The 23,466-nt window shown below is 37.8% G+C and carries 22 protein-coding genes; 8 read left to right on the top strand and 14 right to left on the bottom strand.

From position 1 onward, the window contains the following. Window positions 1-33: 33 nt before the first annotated feature. Entirely contained in the window at window positions 34-2,124 is a 2,091-nt protein-coding gene (locus FRZ67_RS09155) for a DUF4331 family protein (protein ID WP_147189261.1), read from the bottom strand. 340 nt (window positions 2,125-2,464) lie between these two features. After that, on the bottom strand, window positions 2,465-2,929 hold the full coding sequence (locus FRZ67_RS09150; RefSeq protein ID WP_225975558.1) for a GNAT family N-acetyltransferase: 465 nt from the start codon (window positions 2,927-2,929) through the stop codon (window positions 2,465-2,467). Between the two features lie 236 nt (window positions 2,930-3,165). On the opposite strand from FRZ67_RS09150, the gene FRZ67_RS09145 reads away from it, so the two are divergent. After that, window positions 3,166-5,301 carry a WD40/YVTN/BNR-like repeat-containing protein gene (locus FRZ67_RS09145; protein WP_147189260.1) on the top strand — a complete coding sequence of 712 codons (2,136 nt, stop codon included), beginning with the start codon at window positions 3,166-3,168 and terminating at the stop codon, window positions 5,299-5,301. Window positions 5,302-5,516: 215 nt separating this feature from the next. Here FRZ67_RS09145 and FRZ67_RS09140 read toward each other — a convergent pair whose 3' ends face one another. After that, the gene (locus FRZ67_RS09140) at window positions 5,517-6,266 is read right to left on the bottom strand and encodes a Crp/Fnr family transcriptional regulator (protein WP_225975557.1); all 750 of its coding nucleotides are present in this window, start codon (window positions 6,264-6,266) and stop codon (window positions 5,517-5,519) included. Window positions 6,267-6,322: 56 nt separating this feature from the next. On the opposite strand from FRZ67_RS09140, the gene FRZ67_RS09135 reads away from it, so the two are divergent. The 4 genes from FRZ67_RS09135 to FRZ67_RS09120 all read left to right on the top strand — a co-directional run bounded on the left by FRZ67_RS09135 (window position 6,323) and on the right by FRZ67_RS09120 (window position 9,374). After that, a complete protein-coding gene (locus FRZ67_RS09135) occupies window positions 6,323-6,724 on the top strand; it encodes a biotin/lipoyl attachment domain-containing protein (protein ID WP_147189259.1) in 402 nt (133 codons plus the stop codon). An 8-nt stretch (window positions 6,725-6,732) separates the two neighbouring features. After that, window positions 6,733-7,344 (top strand): methyltransferase domain-containing protein, encoded by a 612-nt coding sequence (locus tag FRZ67_RS09130; protein ID WP_147189258.1) that lies wholly within the window; start codon window positions 6,733-6,735, stop codon window positions 7,342-7,344. 93 nt (window positions 7,345-7,437) lie between these two features. Continuing rightward, the gene (locus FRZ67_RS09125; protein ID WP_147189257.1) at window positions 7,438-7,719 is read left to right on the top strand and encodes a hypothetical protein; all 282 of its coding nucleotides are present in this window, start codon (window positions 7,438-7,440) and stop codon (window positions 7,717-7,719) included. Beyond that, entirely contained in the window at window positions 7,719-9,374 is a 1,656-nt protein-coding gene (locus FRZ67_RS09120; protein WP_147189256.1) for a SulP family inorganic anion transporter, read from the top strand. The genes FRZ67_RS09125 and FRZ67_RS09120 overlap by 1 nt, the downstream gene beginning before the upstream one ends. Window positions 9,375-9,436: 62 nt before the next feature. Here the strand turns inward: FRZ67_RS09120 and FRZ67_RS09115 are convergent, their stop codons facing one another. The 3 genes from FRZ67_RS09115 to FRZ67_RS09105 are packed head-to-tail and all read right to left on the bottom strand — an operon-like array spanning window position 9,437 to window position 11,612. After that, on the bottom strand, window positions 9,437-10,012 hold the full coding sequence (locus FRZ67_RS09115) for a GNAT family N-acetyltransferase (RefSeq protein ID WP_147189255.1): 576 nt from the start codon (window positions 10,010-10,012) through the stop codon (window positions 9,437-9,439). Between the two features lie 5 nt (window positions 10,013-10,017). Then, window positions 10,018-10,407, bottom strand: a complete 390-nt coding sequence (locus FRZ67_RS09110) for a VOC family protein (protein WP_147189254.1) — start codon at window positions 10,405-10,407, stop codon at window positions 10,018-10,020. Between the two features lie 11 nt (window positions 10,408-10,418). After that, a complete protein-coding gene (locus FRZ67_RS09105) occupies window positions 10,419-11,612 on the bottom strand; it encodes a DUF5009 domain-containing protein (RefSeq protein ID WP_147189253.1) in 1,194 nt (397 codons plus the stop codon). A gap of 195 nt (window positions 11,613-11,807) precedes the next feature. Here FRZ67_RS09105 and FRZ67_RS09100 point away from each other — a divergent pair, with 195 nt between their 5' ends. Then, the gene (locus tag FRZ67_RS09100; protein WP_147189252.1) at window positions 11,808-12,542 is read left to right on the top strand and encodes a hypothetical protein; all 735 of its coding nucleotides are present in this window, start codon (window positions 11,808-11,810) and stop codon (window positions 12,540-12,542) included. Window positions 12,543-12,691: 149 nt separating this feature from the next. Beyond that, entirely contained in the window at window positions 12,692-13,738 is a 1,047-nt protein-coding gene (locus FRZ67_RS09095; protein ID WP_147189251.1) for an RluA family pseudouridine synthase, read from the top strand. 211 nt (window positions 13,739-13,949) lie between these two features. Here FRZ67_RS09095 and FRZ67_RS09090 read toward each other — a convergent pair whose 3' ends face one another. The 8 genes from FRZ67_RS09090 to FRZ67_RS09055 form a co-directional block, all read right to left on the bottom strand. Then, the gene (locus FRZ67_RS09090) at window positions 13,950-14,768 is read right to left on the bottom strand and encodes a phosphate ABC transporter ATP-binding protein (protein ID WP_225975556.1); all 819 of its coding nucleotides are present in this window, start codon (window positions 14,766-14,768) and stop codon (window positions 13,950-13,952) included. A 45-nt stretch (window positions 14,769-14,813) separates the two neighbouring features. After that, window positions 14,814-15,662: a phosphate ABC transporter permease PstA gene (gene pstA, locus FRZ67_RS09085; protein WP_147189250.1), complete on the bottom strand. Its 849-nt coding sequence runs from the start codon at window positions 15,660-15,662 to the stop codon at window positions 14,814-14,816. Next, entirely contained in the window at window positions 15,659-16,543 is an 885-nt protein-coding gene (gene pstC / locus FRZ67_RS09080) for a phosphate ABC transporter permease subunit PstC (RefSeq protein WP_225975555.1), read from the bottom strand. The genes pstA and pstC overlap by 4 nt, the downstream gene beginning before the upstream one ends. A 337-nt stretch (window positions 16,544-16,880) precedes the next feature. Beyond that, on the bottom strand, window positions 16,881-17,849 hold the full coding sequence (locus tag FRZ67_RS09075) for a PstS family phosphate ABC transporter substrate-binding protein (RefSeq protein ID WP_147189249.1): 969 nt from the start codon (window positions 17,847-17,849) through the stop codon (window positions 16,881-16,883). A gap of 173 nt (window positions 17,850-18,022) precedes the next feature. After that, window positions 18,023-18,997, bottom strand: coding sequence for a PstS family phosphate ABC transporter substrate-binding protein (locus FRZ67_RS09070; protein ID WP_158638342.1), 975 nt, complete (start codon window positions 18,995-18,997; stop codon window positions 18,023-18,025). 147 nt (window positions 18,998-19,144) lie between these two features. Then, on the bottom strand, window positions 19,145-20,548 hold the full coding sequence (locus tag FRZ67_RS09065; protein ID WP_147189247.1) for an alginate export family protein: 1,404 nt from the start codon (window positions 20,546-20,548) through the stop codon (window positions 19,145-19,147). Window positions 20,549-20,617: 69 nt separating this feature from the next. Next, a complete protein-coding gene (locus tag FRZ67_RS09060; RefSeq protein WP_147189246.1) occupies window positions 20,618-21,067 on the bottom strand; it encodes an RrF2 family transcriptional regulator in 450 nt (149 codons plus the stop codon). 150 nt (window positions 21,068-21,217) lie between these two features. Continuing rightward, entirely contained in the window at window positions 21,218-22,600 is a 1,383-nt protein-coding gene (locus FRZ67_RS09055) for an alpha-amylase family glycosyl hydrolase (RefSeq protein WP_147189245.1), read from the bottom strand. A gap of 197 nt (window positions 22,601-22,797) precedes the next feature. Between FRZ67_RS09055 and FRZ67_RS09050 the strand changes: the two genes are divergently transcribed. Further along, the gene (locus FRZ67_RS09050) at window positions 22,798-23,313 is read left to right on the top strand and encodes an acyl-CoA thioesterase (RefSeq protein ID WP_147189244.1); all 516 of its coding nucleotides are present in this window, start codon (window positions 22,798-22,800) and stop codon (window positions 23,311-23,313) included. The last annotated feature ends 153 nt before the right edge of the window (window positions 23,314-23,466 follow it).

The raw sequence follows: 23,466 nt of genomic DNA, 5'->3' as shown, positions 1-23,466 counted from the left end.
TACTGCGGGCCTGCCTGCAATTATGTTGAACAATTATTGTTTGGTAACTTTTATACTTTGTATAAGACGGCCATCAATAGTCGCGTTAATAATATAAAGCCCTCTTGCATTAGAGCCGGTATTCCATTGTACATTGTAAACTCCTGCATCCTGTTTACGGTTTACCAATACAGCAACCTGTTTGCCTCTTGCATCATATACACTTACAGTAACATTTGATGGTTTGGAAACATGATACTTAATAGTGCTTGCGCCATTGGTTACCGGATTTGGATACGCCGATAAAAACACATCTGATGCCGGGGCTTTAATGATATTAGAAACCTGTGGTTGTGCATGTATTATGTCTGTGTTATCATCAGCAGCATCATACGTTGTAGTATTTGTGCTGCAACCACATTTAGCATCTGTTCCGCTCCAGGGCATTTGTACATAAGGAAACTGATCGAGATAGTTGATATCGTTCTTGCTTACACCCGTATGGTACGTCAATACCTTTTCCAATTGGGGAGTTACAAGGCTGGTGCCATTGTAATCATCATAAGGCAAGCCGATGGCGGCTAAAGCAACACCTGCAACTGCCTGCAATTCTATACGTGTTACATCATCTTCAATTCTTCTTCCATTAGGGAAGCCATCCATGTTAGGAATAAATTGTATGTCTGTATTCTTATTGTAATTCGTATCTAATAAACCAAGCACAGCAGCTCTTACAATACCATCGCGGCTAAAGTTTGGATCTTTGCGATTGGTAGGAGGCACAGCCATATTAAGCCTGAGCATATCGCCACCGTTTGGCAAAAAGTTATTGATAAATGGTTTACCTGCAGCCAGCGGATCACCGTTCTTGCCTGTTGCCAACTGGTAAGGAGCAAGATTAGGAACACCTGTATGGAAGATAGGCCAAAGATCAACTGATCTCGGAGAGCCTGCAGCAGGAAGTAGCAATGTTCCGAATATTGCATCATCCAACGCAGTGCCTGCAACGGCTGCCGTACCTTTTAAACTATACAAACCATCCTGTCCATTGCCAAAGCCAAATGAACCCAATGAATTTTTTTGAATACGCAATTTTGATAATGCAGGAATAGCTGCACCAAACTGCGCATCGTCCATGTATAAAGCCAGTTCAGGATTGTAAAAGAAATTACCAAAGGTTGAAAGGTTTGCAAGATCCTGGTAAGGAGTAAGAGAATTCCAAAGGTCTTTATAACCAATAGGCACAACTGCTTCATTGGTTAATGGCATCCCCAGCCTCGAAACCTGCACCCAGTTACCGGAATGTGTTTCAGTACCATTGCCATTTAGCACACGCATACTCTGCCTGCTTGCAGATGCCCACACACCAATTACAAAATCAGGATCGAGAATATTTACTGCCTGACTTACAGATTTATGATCTTTCTGTAAAGAGGAAATTGGAATTTGAATGGCTATTGCAGAAACATTTTTGCATGCAAGACCATCGGATGGCTGACCATTTTGACGTGGTGCGTCACCAAGATCGAAAATGCCACCAAGATCAACATAGAACGGATCATCTACCGGGCCACAGAAAACGGTTTCCCCACTTGAAGCATGCTGTACACCTTTCTTGAAAAGCGAGCCATAACCTGGGGCACCCAGGCCTGTGGTTGAAGTAATAGATCTTGGCCCGATATTATAAGGAGGTACATAACCGTCTGACTTTACTGTTTGAAAAGTAGCACCGCCGTCAGTACTTTTTTCCATCGTAAATGTTGTCTTCAGGTTTTCTTTACCAAGCCTTATGTTGAAGAAGGTTGTAGGGTCTTCGTTCACCTGTTTAAAAGTGAAACGATAAACAATATCATCACCTGCAGTGGTAAGGTTATTGTCTATATGAATTTCATAACGAATGTTCTCGCCAAACTGGTAATAGTTTGGCCCGCCAAAAGGCAATTGCCCCGGAACATAATTGGCAATAATCGTGATCATGTCGGGCTTGTCAGGACTGCGGAATGCATACACATCCGTATTGTCTGCAAGCGGGTCATTGGCAATCAACGGCGCTTCCCTGTGGCTGCTGGACATAAGCAGCACCGCCGTTCCCAATACGGCAGCAACAGGCACAAGACGCCAGGCCTTGAATTTTCTAAGTCGCATGTTTTTTATTTTTTGGTGTTAAGAAACAGACATATGATGTCGGGGGACTGCGGGTACGCCCCTGGCAAGTATTAAGCACTTTAGTTGATATATCTACGGAAACTGTTTAACCTTGGATTTAAGACAAGAATATATTTTTAACAAGCTGTTGAATATATGGCATCGCCTGTTGTGTCACTCACTTGTGCGTTTAGAACTTTCTGCATCTTATATGTTTATTATTTTTTCACGAGGCAACTGTTTTTTATTTTGTGGGGTTTACTTATACAGTACAAGAGTGCGACGCAACAGAAGCTTAATGCTTAATCTAAAGCTGGATTCAAAATATATAAACACTTATTTAAAAAACGAGATCGCAGTTTATTTCAACATCGTCTATAACTGCTCCCAGTTTTTTATAAAATGTTTGTGCATGGGCGTTCCATTTGGAAACCTGCCAGCGCATTTTTTTGCAGTTGTTTTCTTTGGCGAATTCAATAACAGCATTCATTAAAAGGGATCCAATGTTCTGACCACGATAATTTTCTTTTACAAAAAGATCGTCGAGATAAAGAGATTTGCCGCTCCACGAATAATAAATAATAGAGAAGCATGCGTAACCAACAATGTTATTTGACGTTGTATCTTCTGCTATAAAACAATTAAATAAATCTTTATCTGCCTGCATTTGTTCAGGCGTTATAAAGAATTTTTCCGGTGTTTTTTGAAATGTAGAGAACTCCTTAATTAAAAGAAATATAGATGGAATATCTGTTTCGGCAGATTTGCGAATTGTGATCATGATCAAATATAAAAATTTAACCATTGAAATTATTTGTATTGTTTTTGTAGGAGGATTGGTTTGGTATATGGATGGTCAGGACATATTTATAAGGTTTCAATAGACTTTTTTGCCTGTTGTTTTTCATTCATCATATTCTTTGCATTCGGGTAGTGCAATTTTCTAACTTTAATATACGGCACTATCCTTTGTAAAATCACAGCAACACGCTTAAGCATTTATCTGTACCATTTTGATTATTAACTTTAAAACGACACTGTATGCTTAGGCTCAGTAAACTCATTTCCGCGCTATTATTATTGCAATTAAATGTAACTGCACAATGGACAAAAACAGCAGGCCCGCCAGGTATGTCTGTTAATTGTTTTTATGGTGTTGGCAATACACTCTTTGCAGGATGTTCTGCAAAAGCAGTTTTCAGATCAGTTGATAACGGTGTTAACTGGCAGGCTTCAAATACAGGAATAGAAAACCTTTCTGTTTTTTCTTTGATAGCTAAAAGTGGTTTTCTATTTGCCGGAACTACTGATGGTGTATATCGCTCTGCAGATAACGGCGCAACATGGCAGCCTTTTAATACAAACCTGTCAGGAAAATTCGTGCAAACACTCTATGTTTCAAATGGTTTTATCTATGTAGGTACCACAGGCCAGGGATTATTTAAATCTAATGACAATGGCAGTACATGGACTGATGCCAGTGGTGGTGCATTGGGCAGTTCGACAATACATGCTGTTACTTTTTCATCACCAAATCTCGTGGTAGTTGCAGATAATCTTATTTTTTATTCAATTGATAATGGCGATAGCTGGTTCTATGAACCTACTTCTCCGGTTCTGTTAGTAGGAGAATCTTCTTTTCTTACCAACCGCGATTCTATTCTACTTGTGGCAGGAAGAGGCATCTATCGCTCGTTTGATGCAGGCGTACACTGGGGTAATTTTATTCCCGTAATACCTTCAGCAAAGCAAGCCAACATTAATGGCCTTATAAGAGTCAGTAATACCATTGCTGCAGGAAGTAAAGTTGGTATTTTTTACTCCACAGATTTTGGTGTGTCATGGAAAACTATTACTGCAAATGGTTTGCGCAACGGTAGCTGGTTTACGCACCAATTCTATAATTATGGTAATACTTTATTACTCGGTTATGATGAAATTGGCATTGCATATTCGAATGACAAAGGAAAAAACTGGAACTATACGCTTAATGGTTTTACACCAACTGCATCTATTGATAATGCAATGACCTCTTCAGGCAACGCGGTGCTTACAGGTACACACGGAGATGGTGTTTATGCTTCTTCCAATGCAGGCAATTCATGGAGCAGGATAGGAACTGCAAGTAATGCCGATACACTTTCTAATTCAAATGTTTTTGCAACACTTGTTGTTAATGGTAATATACTACTTGCTGGCACCTGTGGCAATGGGTTATACAGGTCAACAAATAACGGCGCTACGTGGACACGAATACGTAATGGCTTGTCTCAAACATCTGGTTTTTTATGTATTCAAAGTCTTGCAAAAACGACTGATAATATTCTTATGGGTACAGACAAGGGTCTTTATTATTCAACCGATCTTGGCCTTAGCTGGAACGCTTCTAATATAACAGGCACTGGTTTTAATATTGAAGGAATTGCTGCTAATGGGGCAGTGGCTTGTGCAGCATCAGAATCTATTATATTAAACAACAAAATTTACAGATCCACAAACAATGGCGTCACATGGACAAGTGTATTTGAAACAAGCGCTTCAGATTTTGCGTGCATGGCTTCTGATGGAGCAAATCATTTCTATGCAGGCACATTAAATTCAGGAAATCTTGTATCAAACAACAATGGTGCATCATGGCAAAATGTTGGCAGCGGAATTCCCAATGGCAGTGGTGGCTTTACAATAGGTGTCTTACGCAATAATGTTTTTATAGGCAATAACACCGGTGTTTATTTTTCAAACAATAATGGTCTTTCTTTTACACAGCAAAATACAGGATTTGATCCTGCGCCAAATAATGTTGTTCAGGGTTTAACATTTACAGCCACTGATGTGTATGCAGGTCTTTTTGGAAACAGCGTATGGCGCAGACCGCTTGCAGATTTTGGTATTTCTACATTGCCAACAACAGAAAATAAAAGTGAATTAAAAATATCAGTTACACCTAATCCTGTCACAGGACAAAGTGTATTAAGATATCATTTAGTAAATGCAGGTAATGTAATCATAAATGTTTACAGGGCTGATGGCAGTCTTGTGCAAAACCTTTTGAATAATATGCAGCAGTCAGGCGATCATGAAACGTATATTTCAAAAAACAAATTACATCCGGGCAATTATTATGTGGTAGTGGTTACGGGTAACAGCCATGCATCTGTAATATTTACGGTAGAGTAAACGAAATATTTGTAACCAGCAGCTGCGCAAATGGCATCGATGGTTGTGTCACTCACTTGTGCGCCTGGAATAATAATTAAACTAATTCAAAAGCAAAAAATCAAAAGCGAAGGCTTTTGATTTTTTGCTTGCCGCGCCTCTTCCAAAAGTACAAGAGTGCGCCACAACGAAAGCTTGTTGTTTATTCTATTACCGCGCTTAAAAAAATAACAACGCTATTTATAATTAGCTATGCGTATAAGCTTGTTCACATCCTGCACAATGATCTTACGGCCTTTTGTTGTTAAAATTTTATCTTCTTTAAATTCTGTTAATACCCTTACTACATTTTCTCTGGCGGTTCCCACAAGATTTGCAAGATCTTCTCTTGACATATTTATTTCAACAGCCATACCCGGGGAAAAATTTACTTTATACTTTTCACGCAGAATTATTAGTTGTAAAGCGAGTCTTTCCCGTACAGATTTTTGCGTAAGGAGAGTTAATGAATTTGCCAGTACAGCAAACTCGTGACTTAATGTTTTTAAAAGCCGTTGATTTAAAACAGTTGATTGGGCAAGCGCTTTTATGAAGTCCTCTTTAGGTATAAAAGTAATAACGCTGTCTTCAAGTGCAGCAGCAGCATCAGGATAACGATCTTCTGAAAGTATGGCGTGATAGCCGATCAGTTCACCTGTGTTGGCAACATAAATAATATGTTCCCTTCCTTCATTATCTACTTTGTATTTTTTTACTTTACCCATATTTATATAAAAGATTCCGGATGGGTAAGCGCCTTCCCTGAAAATGACATCAGCCTTTTTATAGGTGTGTTCGCTTTTGTTGGTCATTAATATTTCGAAATCCTTTTCAGGCAAATCTGCAAGTATTGATTCGCTTTTGAAATCCCATTTATCTATTGGAAAAAATTCCCTGATGCTCATACTATTCTCAAAAATACCATTTTGAAAATTGATAATGATCACTTTTTGCAGTGATAAGAATTACCGCTGCAGGCAGGTATTGCAGGTAGCTTTGCATCATGAAAACTTTTGGCGCTGCTAAGAAAGATTTATACTACACTAATGATCATGAATGGATAAATTTTCAAGGTTCTATCGCGTACATTGGTGTCTGTAACTTTAAACTCAAAGGAATAAGGAATGTTGAGAAAATAATATTTACTGCGGATATGGGTTTCAAAAAGCAAGGAGATGTTGTCGCTGTTATTCATTATGATGATTACAAAATACCCGTGGGTATGCCGGTGGACGGCAAAATAATCAATCTCAATCAATGGCTGCTAAACGGTCAGCATCAAATATTGTTACAGGATGCTGAAAATACAGGTTGGATGGCACTTATTGTTCCTAATCAGCCTTACGAAAGAAAAAACCTGCTTCAGTACACGCAATACAACCTTAAGCTAAAAAGAAAACCCTAGAAAAACTTATGCCAAATACAACAATTCCTGAGCCGGAGGATGCAAAAAAATGGTTTACCTCTGACACGAAATTTAATCATCTTTATCCTGCCTCTATTCAAATGATGGCACGCCGGCATTGGACACCATTGCACACTGCGTATAAAGCTGCCAACTTTCTTGCTGCAGAGAACGGAGTTAAGATACTTGACATAGGAAGTGGTGTTGGCAAATTTTGTTTGGCAGCTGCATGTTACAAACCGTTGTCTTTTTTTTACGGAGTAGAGCAACGTAAACAACTGGTAAATTACGCCAACGAGGCTGCTGAAATACTGTCATTGGAAAATGTATCCTTTATTCACAGCAATTTCACGCAGCTGGATATTAAACCATATGATCATTTCTATTTTTTTAATGCGTTTTATGAAAACCTGGTTGATACAGCCAGGATAGATGAAAGCATTGATTATTCCGGTGAACTGTATAATTATTACAACCGCTATTTATTTAAGCTCCTTGATCAGAAGCCTGCCGGTACAAGACTGGCAACATTCCATAGCCTGGAAGATGAAATACCACGCAGTTATCACGTTGTTGACACCGATGCTGATAATCTTTTAAAATGCTGGATAAAAGTTTAGCAGTTGAAAACTTAAACTGGAGTTTACATTGGTTACAGATCCATGTGAATCTAATAGCGAAACCATATTACTAAAATATAAATACTAACTTCTATGCCACTTGCATTGTTTGACTATCGCAAAAAGCTTATCGGTAAAATCTTGTCGGCATCTTCTCAGGAGGAGGTGAAGCAAATTATTGATAAAGCTATGGATGGCCTGGAAGATCATAAAGCTGTTAAGAATATTGTCTGTAGCTTTTCAGATAATATGCTTAGTGATCTTGAACAGTTTGACCCGATTAATAAAACATCGCAACAATGGGCTAACATAAATATGGCAAGGGTTACTTTTAACCGTATTAAAGCAGCGATAGGTATAAAACTTAATCAATAATGTTTAAACCAAAATTATTCGAGTCGTTAAAGAGTTATAGTCGCAAACAGTTCTCCAAAGATCTGATGGCGGGTGTAATAGTGGGCATTGTAGCGCTGCCGCTTGCTATTGCCTTTGCCATTGCATCAGGCGTCTCTCCTGAGAAAGGTTTGTACACAGCAGTTATTGGTGGGTTTATTATCTCAGCGATGGGTGGCAGTAAAGTGCAGATCGGTGGACCCACCGGTGCTTTTATCGTTATTGTATATGGCATCGTACAACAGTATGGCGTTAATGGTTTGATTATTGCCACGTTTATTGCCGGCGTAATGTTGATTATAATGGGTTTTGCACGATTAGGAGCGGTAATAAAATTTATTCCACATCCGCTGATTGTAGGCTTTACAAGCGGCATAGCGCTCATTATTTTTTCTTCGCAGGTGAAAGATTTTTCAGGATTACAAATGGGCGCCGTTCCGGCAGATTTTATTGATAAATGGAAAAGTTATATCGAGCATTTTAACTCTGCTAATTTGTATGCAATAATCATAGCAACCATTACAGTCGTTATAATTTTTTTATGGCCAAAAGTTACACATAAAATTCCCGGATCATTGATTGCTATACTCGTTACAACAGCGGCGGTGCAACTATTGCATTTGCCTGTAGAAACGATTGGCAGCAGGTTTGGCGTCATTCCTTCATCGCTGCCTAAGCCGGTTATTCCGGATATTGATCTTGCCACAATAAAAAATCTTATGCAGCCTGCTTTTACTATTGCTTTACTGGGTGGTATTGAATCCTTATTATCGGCAGTAGTATCAGATGGTATGATCGGAGGTAACCACAAATCAAATATGGAGCTGGTGGCGCAGGGCACAGCCAATATTTTTTCTTCCATTTTTGGAGGTATTCCTGCAACAGGCGCAATTGCAAGAACAGTAACCAATATTAAGAATGGTGGCCGCACACCTATAGCAGGTATTACACATGCTGTGGTGCTTTTACTCATCATGCTCTTTGTTGGTAAGTGGGCCGCATTAATACCAATGGCAACACTGGCTGGTATATTGGTGGCAATTGCTTACAATATGAGTGAGTGGGAAAATTTTGTTTCCGTTTTAAAAAGCAGCCGCAGCGATATTGCCGTCTTGTTAACTACTTTTTTTCTTACCGTTTTAATAGATCTTACGGTAGCCATAGAAATAGGTATGGTACTCGCTGCTTTTTTATTCATGCGGAAAATGATCAGGATAAGTAATGTAAATATTCTTACCGGTCAGCTTGATGATCATCGTGCAGGTGTTGACAAGGATGCCATTAGTAATTACGTTATTCCAAAGAATGTAGAAGTTTTCGAAATAACCGGCCCGCTGTTTTTTGGCGCTGCTTATAAATTTAAAGATGCCATAAAATTTGCAGAGAAAACACCACGCATATTTATCATACGTATGCGGCAGGTACCTATTATTGATGCAACAGGGGTAAAAACAATTGCCGAAGTAGAAAAAGATCTCAGGCATCGTGGTGCAAAACTTATACTTGCAGAAGTTCATAGCGGGCAGGTAATGCAGGAATTAAAAAATGCACGTTTATTGTTTGCTATTGGTAAAGCAAATGTTACAGAAACGATGGAACAAGCACTGGAAAGAGCCCGTCAATTACTCTTTGAATAAATTGTTTTCGCAGTAATTTATTTAGGTTACCGGCTAAAATTTTCATGGCATCGCCGGTTGTGTCACTCACTTGTACGTTCGGAATAATTATGTTGCAGATCGAAATTTGTAGCAGTTAATTTGTACATGAGCATATCTTTATCTTCAATAGACTCAGTATCTGCATCGAAAATGAAATTGTTTTTCTCCAGCAATTTTACTGAAGCAATATTTTCTTTATGCACTAAAGCAACAATTGATTGCAGATTCATTTGATCAAATCCATATTCAATCACTTTTTCTATTGCTTCCCTGGCTATTCCCTTCCCATGATAGTGCGGTAACAGTTCATAACCAATTTCTGCCTCATTCTTTTCTTTGTTGATGTTCCATAACAAAATTCCTCCTGCTAAAGTACTTTCTGTTTTTAATGTAATTGCCCACCAGATGGATTGATTATTTTCGATAGCATTCAGAATTTTTGTTATGAATTGCTCTGCATCTTCAATGGTTTTTGCTTTAGGTCGGTTAATATATTTGTTGATGGTATCATCAGACCGCAATGCAAAAATTTCATTTGCATCTGATGGCTGCAATGAACGCAACAAAAGCCTTTCCGTTGACAGTTGTGGAAAGTAAGAAAAATTTAATTCCATCATTTATTTTATTTTGGTTGTATTAAGTCCCACAAATTTCCATACAGATCTTTAAATACAGCGACAGTGCCGTATATTTCTTCCGAAGGTTGCCTTACAAATTCAACATTATTCGCGATAAAATTTTCGTAATCCCTTTTAAGATCATCTGTATGCATAAAAAGAAATACACGACCGCCTGTTTGATTACCTATACGACTTCTCTGTTCTTCATTGGCAGCTTTTGCAAGTAAAATATTGCAACCACCTTCACCATTTGGTTTTACAACAACCCATCTTTTTGTTTCACTAAGTGTAGTATCTTCTATTAAAATAAAATTGAGCTTTTTTGTGTAGAAGGCTATCGCTTCATCATAATCATTAACAACAAGTGCTATTTGTGCCAGTCTTTGATTCATTGATTAATTATTTATAATTGTAATCTTAATTTAATTTTACTCAGCAACATTGCAATGCCCATAACTGCAACAGCAAAAAATGCAGACCATAATGCTCCTGGTAACCCGTAAGCCAAGCTATCAGGAAATAAACTTATACCAAGCAATGCTGTTAGAAAATAAATAATATCCGGTATAATGTAAGTCAGTAAAGGGTTTGCAGCGGCTGGTTTAAAGAATGAAGTCCACTTTTCAATATGCTTTTTATCAATAAGCCAATATAAAAAAATAAAAATGATACAACAGAACCCTGCACTATACAATGCCCATGTTGGCGTTGCATGAATTTTTGATATTTTAAAAGCAGGGCGCAAAAAATAACCTGCAACAAATAATGCTGCTGTGAAAATAAACGCATTTAAAAAGCGATTGCTTTCTTTTATTTCTTTATCCATTTTAAAGAACAATAATGATAACACCATTCCGCTTAGAGTAAGCGATGTATGTATTGCATTGCCACTTTGTGCATGCGTCCATTGAAGCCAGCTTATATCTTTTAATGAATCAGTATGGCTTGCAATAAACACACCCATACAAACAGCTATCATTAAGCAAATTCCCAAAACATTTCCTTTGAACAACTGGTAAATAATACAGCTATATAAATAAGCCCAACCGATCAAACCAAGAATGCCCCACCATTCCGGTGTAATGTGTTCGCCTTTTTCACCTTTGTATATAAATGCAAGCGCAGCAAGCAATACAACACCAATTGTTTTTAAGATATACACAAGTGTTTTGTTCTTTGTATAATAAACTTTCCACACTAAAATAACACCAACAAAGAACAGCAATGCCCAAAGATTAATTGACATACCCATGAGTTGTTCATTATATCCTTCTTCTGTGTTTACCAGAAAAACACCAAGCACCAGCAAACCTAATATGCGAAATAAAATATGCAACTGCAGTTGCCAAACACTATCACCTTTCTTCAAACGATTATTAATTGCAAATGGAATAGACATACCAACAATAAAAAGAAATGCGGGAAACACCGCATCTACAAAACTCATCGCATCCTCATCTGCGTGCATGTGTTTTGCCCAGGCAGGAATATCACGAATGCCTGCGAGTTCATTAACAAAGATCATTACAAGAATAGTTATGCCACGAAACGCATCAATAGACAAAATACGCTGGCTGCTTAGTTTGTTGTACTGCATGAAATGTTTTGGTTGTACTAAAGGAATGCAAGAAGCAATTCAAATATAATGATTGTTTTTATTGACCAACTGTTGGTTAATATGGCATCATCTGTTGTGTCACTCGCTTCTACGTTTGGAAGTTGGATGAACTTTTAAAAAAAATTGCTAATATCGTTATAGTACTTACTCTTTGCGAAACTTAAAATGACAAAAATGAGTTTATATATTCTGGCAGGAGCGGTTATCTTAATTGCTCTAACTTTTTTTCTGAGAAAAAAATCTTCGCCTGACGCATCATCTTCTTTAAAAGAAAGTCCTCTCGATCTTGTTGAATCAACAGCTATCGTAAAACAGTTGGAAAGTCTTGGCTATTTTAAATATGCTGATCCAAAAAATATTGATACTCTTAGAGTAAATCTTGTAAGCTCTATTTCAAGTAATTTTATTTCTTCTGTTGATGATGATACGACGTTGTTGCCTCTTGACTACAGATGTTACACTCTTGATGGGGAAACGCTTTTTGAACAGGATGGCTTTACTGATTACTTGAAGGATATGCAGCCATTATTTAATAAAATGAACTTGAAGATAGATATCACAGATCACATTGAAGATTATGATATGACAAATAAATGGGTGAACCATAGAATAACTATAAATAATAAAGAATATATCATTTTTGCAAACTTTGAAGGATATGGCTGGGGCGAAGCTGCTCAACGATTTGCAGAAATATTAAATGATCAATTAGAACTTCAAGGAAAAGATGAGCGGGTATATTTAATTTATGCCGCCAATGATGGCAGATGTGTGTTTTTAACAAATGAACAATTTGCTTTGATAGATAAAAAAATTAAAGACAAAAAAGAGAAGCCACTGCCAGTTAATGAATGGTGTACTTTTTTTAAAGTAGACCCTACAAAGTATAAGAAGAATATGAATCATTGATTACAATAGTTAATTCTAATTGCTGCATAGCATATCCAACCGTACAAGTGAGTGACACAACCAAAGCATCATAGCAGCACTACAGCTTGCTACACAAAAATTTTCCAAAAATCCACTTCAGATTAATTCCCTTTATTTTGCACAACGCTATGCAGGAAGAACAAGAAATATTGCAGGAAGACAACAGTGAAGAGCTTTATGAGCGCAAGGCTTTTCATGTTGATAAGGGACAGGAGCCGATGCGCATTGACAAATGGGTGCAAATGCACATGGAAAATGCTACGCGGAATAAAATTCAGAAGGGCATTGAAGATGGCTTTCTTACCGTGAATGGTAAAATTGTAAAGAGTAATTACAAAGTAAAGCCAGGTGATGATATTTTGTTGCTGAGTCTTGAACATCCTGATGAATCAGATGTAAAACCGGAACCTGTTCCATTGAATATTGTTTACGAAGATGATGCTGTGATGGTGCTGAATAAAAATGCAAACATGGTGGTGCATCCGGGTGTTGGAAATTATACAGGAACATTGCTGAATGGCATTGCATATCATTTGCTGCAACAAAATCCAACGCTTGATGAAGAGAGTTTACCGCGTTATGGTTTGGTGCATCGCATAGATAAAAATACAACAGGCTTACTGGTTGTTGCCAAGACTGCAGAAGCTGCGGCAAATCTTGCGAAGCAATTTTTCAATCATACCGTGTCGAGAAAATATGTGGCGCTTGTGTGGGGAAATGTGGAAGAAGAGGAGGGGAGAATTGAAGCACATATTGGTCGCCATCAGCGTTTCAGAAAAATGTTTGAGGCATATCCTGAAGGTGATCATGGTAAGCATGCAATAACACATTACAAAGTGCTGGAGCGTTTCAATTATGTAACGCTTGTGGAGTGTGTGTTGGAGACTGGTCGCACCCACCAGATACGTGTGCATATGAAACATATTGGTCACACATTGTTTAACGATTTTGAATATGGCGGCGATAAAATTTTGAAAGGAACGATCTATACAAAGTACAAACAGTTTGTAGATAATTGTTTTGAATTATGTCCGCGCTGTGCACTGCATGCAAGAACATTGGGTTTTAAACATCCTGTAACAGGCAAAGAAATATTTTTTGAAAGTGCATTGCCTGATGATATGAATAAGGTGATCGATAAATGGAGAAATTATTCTAAGCCGAAAGAGATGTGAAGAAGTAAAAAGTCAAAATTCAAATGTAAAAACATGCATCCTTTTTTGAATTTTGACTTTTTACTTTTGAATTATATTCATCAGCTGAAGTGTGCGACGCAACAAAGATGCCATGAAAAACTTCGGCTTGTTACATTAATAAAAAAGAGCCGCATAGAAATGCAGCTCGCTTTAGTAGAACTAAAACTCAAACTTAAAAAATACCAAATTCTTAGTGTCCTACACGTAAATATTCTTTGAGTATATCTGTTTTTGGGTTTTCGAATATCTCTGCTGCCGGTCCGTATTCTATGATCTCTCCGTAATACATAAACACAACATAATCTGCCAGGCGCTTTGCCTGTCTTAGCATATGCGTTACAAGAATGATTGTATAATCCTGGCGCAGCTTTGAAAATTCTTCTTCAATAACCCGGCTTGATATTGGGTCGAGCGCTGAAGTTGGTTCATCAGCCAAAATAATTTCAGGCTCAACAGCCAAGCCTCTTGCCAAACATAAACGTTGCTGCTGACCAATAGATAAACGCTGCGCAGATGTTTTTAAACGATCTTTTACTTCATCCCACAATGCCACTTCACGCAAGTGTTTTTCTACTTTTTCAGCCAATATTTTTTTATTCTTTACACCTTTCAATTTCAAACCATAAGTAATGTTGTCTGCGATAGACATCGGCAAAGGAAATGGTCTTTGCATTACCAATCCCATTTTCTGGCGAATCTGTGTGATATCATTTTTCTCACTTAAAATATCCTGCCCATCAATTTCAATTGCACCGTCTAATCTTAGTTCGCTGTACAGGTCGGTAAGCCTGTTCATGCATTTTAATAAAGTTGTTTTACCACATCCTGAAGGACCTAATAATACAGTGATTGCATTCTTGGGAACCTTAAGATTTATATCTCTTAATATATGTGCGTTTTTACTGTAAACATTCAAATGACGAATGTTGAGCACAGGCACTTCAGCAGTTACTGCATGAAGCGTTGGTTCGGCGTTTGCCATTTCTGTTGGTACGATTGCTGTTTTCATAAATTGTGTTTTAATGTTTGAGTTTTGTTTTAGTTGGTATGTTTTTTAAGAAGATTTGTGTTTATTGCGTGATAACAATCTTGCACTAACACTTATCACGAGTACAGTAAACGTAAGTATGATCGCAGCTGCATATGCACGGTTCTGTACTTCAGGTATGGGTGAACCTAACTGGAAATAAATTGCTAATGGTAACGTAGCAGTTGGATCGCTGAAATTCCTTGGGATATAATCTGTATAACCTGCGGTAAACAATACAGAAGCTGCATCACCAATGCCACGACCAAAAGCTAGCAGAATTGCTGTTGCAAAACCTGGCAAAGCCTGGCGAAATAATACTTTATATGCAGTTTCTGTTTTTGTGGAACCGAGCGCATAAGATGCTTCCTGTAAACCGATGGGTGTTGTTTTTAATACTTCATCCATGGCGCGTATCATGATTGGTGAGATCATTGCACCAACTGTAAGAATACCAAAACCGAGTGATGATTTTAACCCAAAATAGATCATGATTGTAAAACCAAATGCACCGTAAACGATTGATGGTATACCCCATAATACATCAAGGAAAAAACGGATGCCGGTTAATGTTCTGCCATATTTAATTAAATAGGTATTCATGAACAATGCAACAGGTAAGCTAACCAAAAACGCAAGTATGGTTGCGCAAATAGCCAGGTAAAAGGAGCCTGCTATAGCATTAAGAATGCCACCTTCTTTACCAAAGTAGAAACCACCCTGTGGCTCTTTACTTATTATATCCCAGGAGAGTGATGAAAAACCTTTTTCAACAATGCTCCATATAATGTGTGCCAGTACAAACACAATAACAAGTGTGAATATGGCAGATAATACGCGGAAGAATTTCTCTTCATATTTTCTTCTTAGTGTCATAGGGCTTCGGATTTATAGATTAGGTAACGGAATAATACATTGATCGTAATGATGATCACAAATAACAATAGTGAACCAAACATCAATGCTGAATCGTATGATGGAATTGACATCATTTCTCCATAGTTGTTGGCAACAAGTGCCGGCAACGGGTAACCCGCATCAAATACAGAAGATGGTATTTGTACAACATTTCCGATCACCATCATTACTGCAATGGTTTCTCCCAATGCTTTTGAAAAACCAAGACCGAATGCAGAAATAATTCCCGTTGCACCTTTGCGCAGGAAGATATGTTTTATCATTTCCCATTTAGTGGAACCCAATGACAGTGAGGCTTCGCCGAGTTCTATAGGAATTTGCCTGAACACTTCAAGCAGCATGTTTAGGATATATGGAATACTCATTACTGCAAGCACCAATGCGCCTGCAAGAATGCTATAACCAAGAGATTCTGTACCAAAGAATGGTGCTATCTTATCACTTACAAGTGGTACAATTACAAGCACTCCCCACACGCCATATACAACAGAAGGAATACCTGCAAGTATATCAATAACAGGACGCATAAAATTCAAAAACCATCTTGGTGCAAACTGTGTAAGATAAATTGATGCGAGTAAACAAAATGGAATTGAAATACTTAATGCCACCACGGTTACCCACAAAGAGCTCAATATAAAAGGCCAGAATCCAAACTTACCTTCAGAGGGCGACCAGTCTGATGAAAAGATCAGAGCGCCGATAGAGCGTCCATCAAATAAGCCCATCGATTTGAAAACAAGTCCTGCTCCTATTGCCAATGGTAAGAGCAAAAAGAAACAGAGACAGACGACCATCCATTTCGAGGATAAGCCATCAATGAATTTGCGTTTAGTCATAGTTCTTATGTTTTAAGTTCTAGTTTAGTTTTTATTGGTACAGGATATTTTATTTTTTACTTAACTGCATTGCTGCTATTAAGCTTTTGTTGTGTCACTCACTTGTACTGTTGAATCACTGCGCAACACATTTGATTTTATTTTAAAAAATGCGCCGCACACTTAGTTGCTTATTACCCCCAATAGCACAAGAGTGCGACGCAAGAGGCGATGCCATGAAATACTTTAGTTTGGAACATATTTATCTTCTTCAGCTTTCATGAGACCGTGAATAGGATTATACCGGCCTTGGAAACATACATCACCTTAAACCCCCAAATCGCCCAGTTAAATATTTTTACTGTTCTAATTTTTTTAATTGTTCATTGATTACGTCTGCAGGCAAAGGCACATAACCAGCTTCTCTCACCATCGTCTGCCCGTCAGTTAACACCCATTTGAAGAATTCAAGAATTGCTTTATTGGATGTTTTTCCTTTTGTAATAAAATAAAGATCTCTTGCTGGCGGCGCAGGAAATTTTCCTGTGTTTACTGCATCAAGAAATGTATTTAAATCGGCATACACATTTTCATCTGCATCTATTTTGCCATTACCATTTACATCGATCGGCACTACTTCAATTCCCGGATTTTTTTTGCCGGAAACATTATCATAAACAAAGAGCGTGTTATTGTAACCAATACCACCTTTATCTTTCTTGACAGCGTCTGCAACACCTGGATCGCCTGATGCACCAATGCCTTTTAAATTCTCCTGTTTCTTGCCAAAGAATGATGCCCATGAATCTGCTGCGCCTGCTGCATCTGCTCTTGTATAAACTGCGATCTTTTGTTTGCTTCCATTCTTAATATTCAATAAACTGTCCCATGTTCTTGGACGCTGATCGATAAAGATGGATTTGAATTCTTCTTTCTTTATGCCTCTGGCTTTAATGCTGTCTATGTAAGGGTTTGATGCATTTAATGTTGGTAAAACGGCATCCTTACAAAGAGATATCCACCATACACCTTTTGCTTTTTCCGCATCAGTAATTCCTCTTGAGAACATGCCAACATCTACCGTGCCTGATAAACAATCCGTCAAACCTTTTCCTGCCCCGCCAGCCTGTATGTTCAGGCGAACATTAGGATGTGTTTTATTATATTCGGATGCCCATTTTTGAGCTAACGGATACAACGCAAAAGCACCGGAAAAAGAAATAGAAATGTTCTCATTATTGCTAGTGGTTTCACTACCGCCGTTTGAACACGAGCCTAACAAAATTGCTGATGTAAAGAGCTGGATTAAAAGGGACCTGATTTTCATAAATTATAGTTTTTGAGTTTTAATTCTATGCCCTACTTTATCTATATATCCTATAAGTAAAGTAGGAATTAAAATTATACCTTTTCAAACTACTACCCAATTTTTATGGCTTAAATTTTTATTACGAAAACCAGGTGCTCCTTAATGAAAACTATACTGCTTGCTTATGAGAACTATTTGCCTAATTTTTTGATCTGATCCTGTACTGTTCCTTTTGGTAAAGCAACATATCCCGCAACGCTTACAAACTGCTGCCCATCTGTTAATACCCATTTAAAGAAATCAAGAATGTCTTTATTGTTTGTTTTGCCTTTGGTAATGAAATACAAATTTCTTGCAGGAGGTGAAGGATATTTTCCATCATTCACTGCTTTTAAAAAGATGCGCAGGTTGTCATAGAAATTTTCATCCGGATCAATAGTACCATTACCATTTACATCAATTGGAACTACATCAATGCCAGGTAATTTTTTTCCTGTTTTTGGATCGTAAACAAATAATGTATTGTTATAACCAATAGCATTAAGGTCTTTGCGTACTGCATCTGCAACACCAGGATCTCCTGATACACCAAGACCTTTTAAATTTTCCTGTTTCTTTCCAAAGAATGCTGCCCATGAATCAGCAGCACCAGCAGCATCTGCTCTTGTGTACACATTTATTTTGTGTGGGCTTTTAGAAGTAGTTCCTAATAATTGCTCCCACGTAGTGATTGTATGATCTGCAAAAATTGAATTGAACTCTGCTCTCTTTACACCACGGATCTGGATGCTCTTTGCATTAGCATTTTTTGCATTATACGTAGGAAGAACTGCATCGCGGCAAAGTGCCAATGTCCATACACCTTTTGCTTTTTCTGCATCAGTTAATTCTCTTGAGAACATCCCTACATCTACTGCACCAGCAAGGCAATCTGTTAAACCTTTACCAGCACCGCCTGCTTGAATATCGAAGCGGATATCGGGATGTGTTTTGTTATATTCTGCTGCCCATGTTTGTACTAATGGATACAAAGCAAAAGCACCTGAGAATGAAATAGAAACTGTTGTTACTGACGGATCAGGATTAGGTGAACCACCAGGCTTTCCTGAAAATGTTGTAACACCAAGTGCTATAGCTGTTAATAAAATAAATATTCTCTGTTTCATAAAGTAATTGTTGTGTTGTTGATTGTTTAAAATTGTTTTAGCGGTTGTATTTCCTGGTTGCATTTTTTTACATCAGTACAAGTGTGCGACGCAACGATGCCGCCATGAAATACTTTTGCCGGGTAACAAAAAATTTACTCGTTTATTTTAGAAAGTGAATTTTCCTATTGTTGGTGTGAACTTCAGACTGAGATAATACCAATATGGAAATGCTTTTGTATCTCCGCTTTTTTTAATTACCGTCATAGATTTTGTAACTACAGCCCAACAGAAACCTGATTCAATTTCGAACATTGGCATAACCTTATAGTTTATGCGCCAGTCGTTTTCAAAACCAAGGTAATGATCAAGATCTCCTTTACCTTTGAATGCTGCATTTGATTGGGAATAAAAGAGATGGTTTTCCATGCGAAGCGTAAGTTTCTTGTTCTGATACTGGAAGAACAAGTAAGGATTTATTAAACCGCCGTTGTTAAGATCTGAAGGGAACGTTGTGAAGAAATCCATATTACCCATGAAACGGTGAGCAACGCCATACAAAGGAACAAAGTTGTTGTCTTTTGAATTAAGCGTATCCTGACCGCTCACATATTCCACACCTAAACGGATAGACAAGTTTTTTATACCGGAATATTTTATTTCTGGTTGTAAGTAATATGCTGATAATTTTTTACCCGAAGAGTCTTTACCAAATTGGTAGTAGCCACTCATAGTAAGGTACCATTTGTAAGATGAGTATTCCAAACGTCCACCGGTAGTGAAACGCATGTAAGTTGTTTTATAGTCAGAGGCAACTGAACTTTGGTAACCATCTGCAGTATTGATGGTAAGAAAATTCCAGGTTTTACTCAGCTTCCAATTAAGATAATCTACTACAAGTGCTTTATAGTTTGAAAAGCCTACAGGCTTATAGTTTGAAGTAAAATTGTTTTCGCCATATTGGTTATATGCAACAGTAAGCTCGTTCGTAAAATTGATCTTGTTGTTGTAGATAAATCTTATCGCATCGTGAGAGTTTCCAGGTAAGCGCCAGTCATTTTCTGCATATAATCTTTGATTGTCATAGATGAGCCTTTGACGACCAATTCTTACAGAGAATTTATCTGAAAAATGTGGCTCTGCATATATTTCAAACATGTACAAAGGATAGGTTGTTGCTTCTGTTGTTGTAACAGCGCCTTGTCCTTCACGCGGGTCTTGCTGACCCCAAACTCTTGTGTCTTGCAGCGATGCATAAAGATCAAATCTCTTTGTTTTAAAATCGAAATTTAACCTTGTACGTTGATTGGTAAAGAAAGCAGCAGTGGTGTCTTGCGTAGGAATTACGCGATAACCATGTCTTATTTCTGTTCGTGTGCGCATGTCTACAGAAATAGTTAACGAATTAGGTTTATTTGCTGCTTTAAGTGAATCATTTTTTGCTGCGATCTTCAAAGAATCCGCAGTGGTAAAGGCTGTTTTCAATGTGTCTGCTGTTTGCGCAGATAAAATATGCGCTATTAAGATCAGAGTTGTTCCCAGGATGAGTTTTGGTGTTAGTTTCAGATTCATATTAGAATTTTTTTCAAATATATAAATCCTATCGAATTAATAGGAATTAAAATCAAAAAAATTTATTTATTATTTTTTAATTTTTGTCTTTTCCAGTTTTTTGGTTCTGGACATAATTTCTGCAAGTGTTGCCTGCTTTAACATATTTACTGTTTCATTTCTTACATCAAAAAACACAGAGCGTATGCCGCAAGTGGCTTCATCTTTACATTCCTCACATCTTTCATAATACATATGTGTAACGCATGGCAGCAATGCTATGGGTCCGTCAAACAAGCGCATTACATCAGCAATATTTATTTCTTCCGGTGTTTTGTGCAAATAATAACCACCTGTTTTTCCTTTGCGGCTGCTAAGCATTCCCGCATTTTTAAGATCTAATAAAATGGCTTCCAGAAATTTGCGTGGTATGTTTTCACTCTCAGATATCTTACTTATCTGTATCGGCTCTGTACCTTTTCCTTCTTTTGCAAGATATACAAGTGCGTTAATGGCGTATTTCGTTTTCTTTGAGATCATAATTCTTCTTTAATATAAATCCGGGTTCAGTAATATTATTATAAGAGTAGTAATAACTTTTATGAGTCCAACTTTTTTGGTACAATTAAACTGCGTTGCGTCGCACTCTTGTACTTTCGTATCATTATTCAGCAATAATAGTAACAATCATTAATAACTATAAACAAAGTAATCCCAAGGTCTCAACTTAAATATTTGCCCACGCTTCAGATCCTCAGCCTGTTTAGAAAATACATTTATAGCTTTTCCTTCGATCATACTATTATTAAGAACACAATCAACAGCTTTATTACTGAGGTTCAAAATTACCAATACTTTTTTTGTTCCCTTTTGTCTCAGGTATGCATATACTGATGCATCATTATTAGTTTTTATTTTCGTAAACGATGCATTACCTGCTAGTGCCGCATTACTGTTTCTTAACTCCAATAAAGTTTTATAAAAATCGGCTCTTCCATATTTGCCAAGTGTAATCGTGTCTTTATAAAAGAAACTAATGCTGTCCAGGAATGGTTCTTCCTGCCCGCTGTATATTAATGGAACAGATCTTTTCATCGTTTGTGTTAATACTGCAAATGGTGCATGAGATGCTCCGGGCATGGTTTTATAATCAGCTTTATTCCAGCTGTTTTCATCATGGTTACTGGTAAAGTAAAGCAATAAGCCATTCTTCGGAAATGCAGAATCCACGTGGTTTACAACGCTATCCAGTGCAAACGCAGGTCTTTCTCCTTTTGCAATCAGTTTCATCATATTAAATTCATCCCATGGGTATGTTGCATCAAAACCATCTAGCTGCTCAGCAGCTTTATTACTTTCTGCAAGCATGAAAATATTTTTCATTGCTCTTAACTGCGGAATACATTTTTTCCAGAAATCATCAGGTACATTCCATGCAACATCGCAACGAAAACCATCAATATCAGAATTGGTAATCCAGTATTTCATGGCATTGATCATAGAATCTTGGAGCACAGGATTTTTATAATCGAGTTGTCTCGTATCACTCCAGTCAAATGGTGATAATGCTTTTCCTGTAGTGCTATCCTTCACAAAAAAATCAGGATGTTGTTCCAGCCAGTAATGATCTCCTCCCGTATGATTTGGTACCCAGTCAATGATCACTTTAAAACCCATGTCATGACATTTCTTTACAAGCGCTTTCCAATCATCCATTGTTCCAAATTCAGGATTGATAGCATCATAATTTGAAACCGCATAATAACTCCCTAATGCACCTTTCCTGTCAACCTTACTGATAGGATTGATCGGCATGAACCACAATGTTTGAACGCCCATATCTTTCAAGCGTTGCAGGTTTGGTTCAAATGCTTTGAATGTTCCTTGCGGTGTGTATTGACGAACATTTACCTCATACACATTTCCCTGCATGATCCATGATGGGTGCCCATCGATCATTGCAGTGTCTTTTGTTACAATTGCAACGTCTTCTTGTTTTTGTATATTGGTCTTGCAGGAAAATATGACAACGGCAAGCGCCAGCAAATAAATAAAACGACCATGTTTATACATAGAGGGAAAATTAGTTGTTCTACTAAAAGCACACAAACTTAATGATAATGTGCGGATATGCAAATGTGCTCCATAAGCAACAAAGCGTACAAGAGTGCGACGCAAGTATGCTTAATTGAAATACTTCAGCCGGGTTCACAAAAAACTCAAACTATAAAACTCAAAGCAGCCTTTTATCTTTGCGCAAAATGCAACACATGGATGGCAAAAAAGCTGTTGAAAGTTTTACGGTAATGAATGAACTGGTACTGCCCAACGATACGAACACGTTTGGCAACCTGATGGGCGGACGGCTGATGTATTGGATGGATATTGCCGCCGGTATTGCTGCGGGCAAGCATTGTAATGCACCGAGCATGACTGCCAGCGTTGATAACCTGAGTTTCAAAAACCCAATCAAACTGGGTAACGTGGTACACATAGAAGCGAAGCTTAGCCGTGCGTTCAACACGTCGATGGAAGTACATTTGCGCGTTTGGGGCGAAGACAATTTGCATCAATACAAGTACGAAAGCAACGAAGCGTATTTTACATTCGTGGCACTTGACCCCAATGGCAACCCACGTAAAGTGCCGCAGCTGATACCTGAAACGGAGGAAGAAAAGAAGTTATTCGATGGGGCATTGCGCCGTCGGCAGTTGCGCTTGATTCTTGCCGGAAAAATGAAACCGGATGATGCAAGTGAATTGAAAGCGTTGTTCTTTGCAAAATGATTTTGCTGACCGGCTTTTGTTTTTCATAGCATCGCCTGTTGTGTCACTCACTTGTACTGTATATCTTTTCTTAACATTTTTTAAAAAAGTAAGTGCAAATAAATTTGAAAACTCCCCTTTAGGGGATGGGGGCTTTCCTTTATCTTGCAAAAC

It is taken from the genome of Panacibacter ginsenosidivorans, from assembly GCF_007971225.1.
In the GTDB taxonomy this organism is placed as follows: Bacteria; Bacteroidota; Bacteroidia; order Chitinophagales; family Chitinophagaceae; genus Panacibacter; species Panacibacter ginsenosidivorans.
Note: the sequence above shows the minus strand (reverse complement) of the source record. Positions and strands in the feature narration are given on the sequence as shown.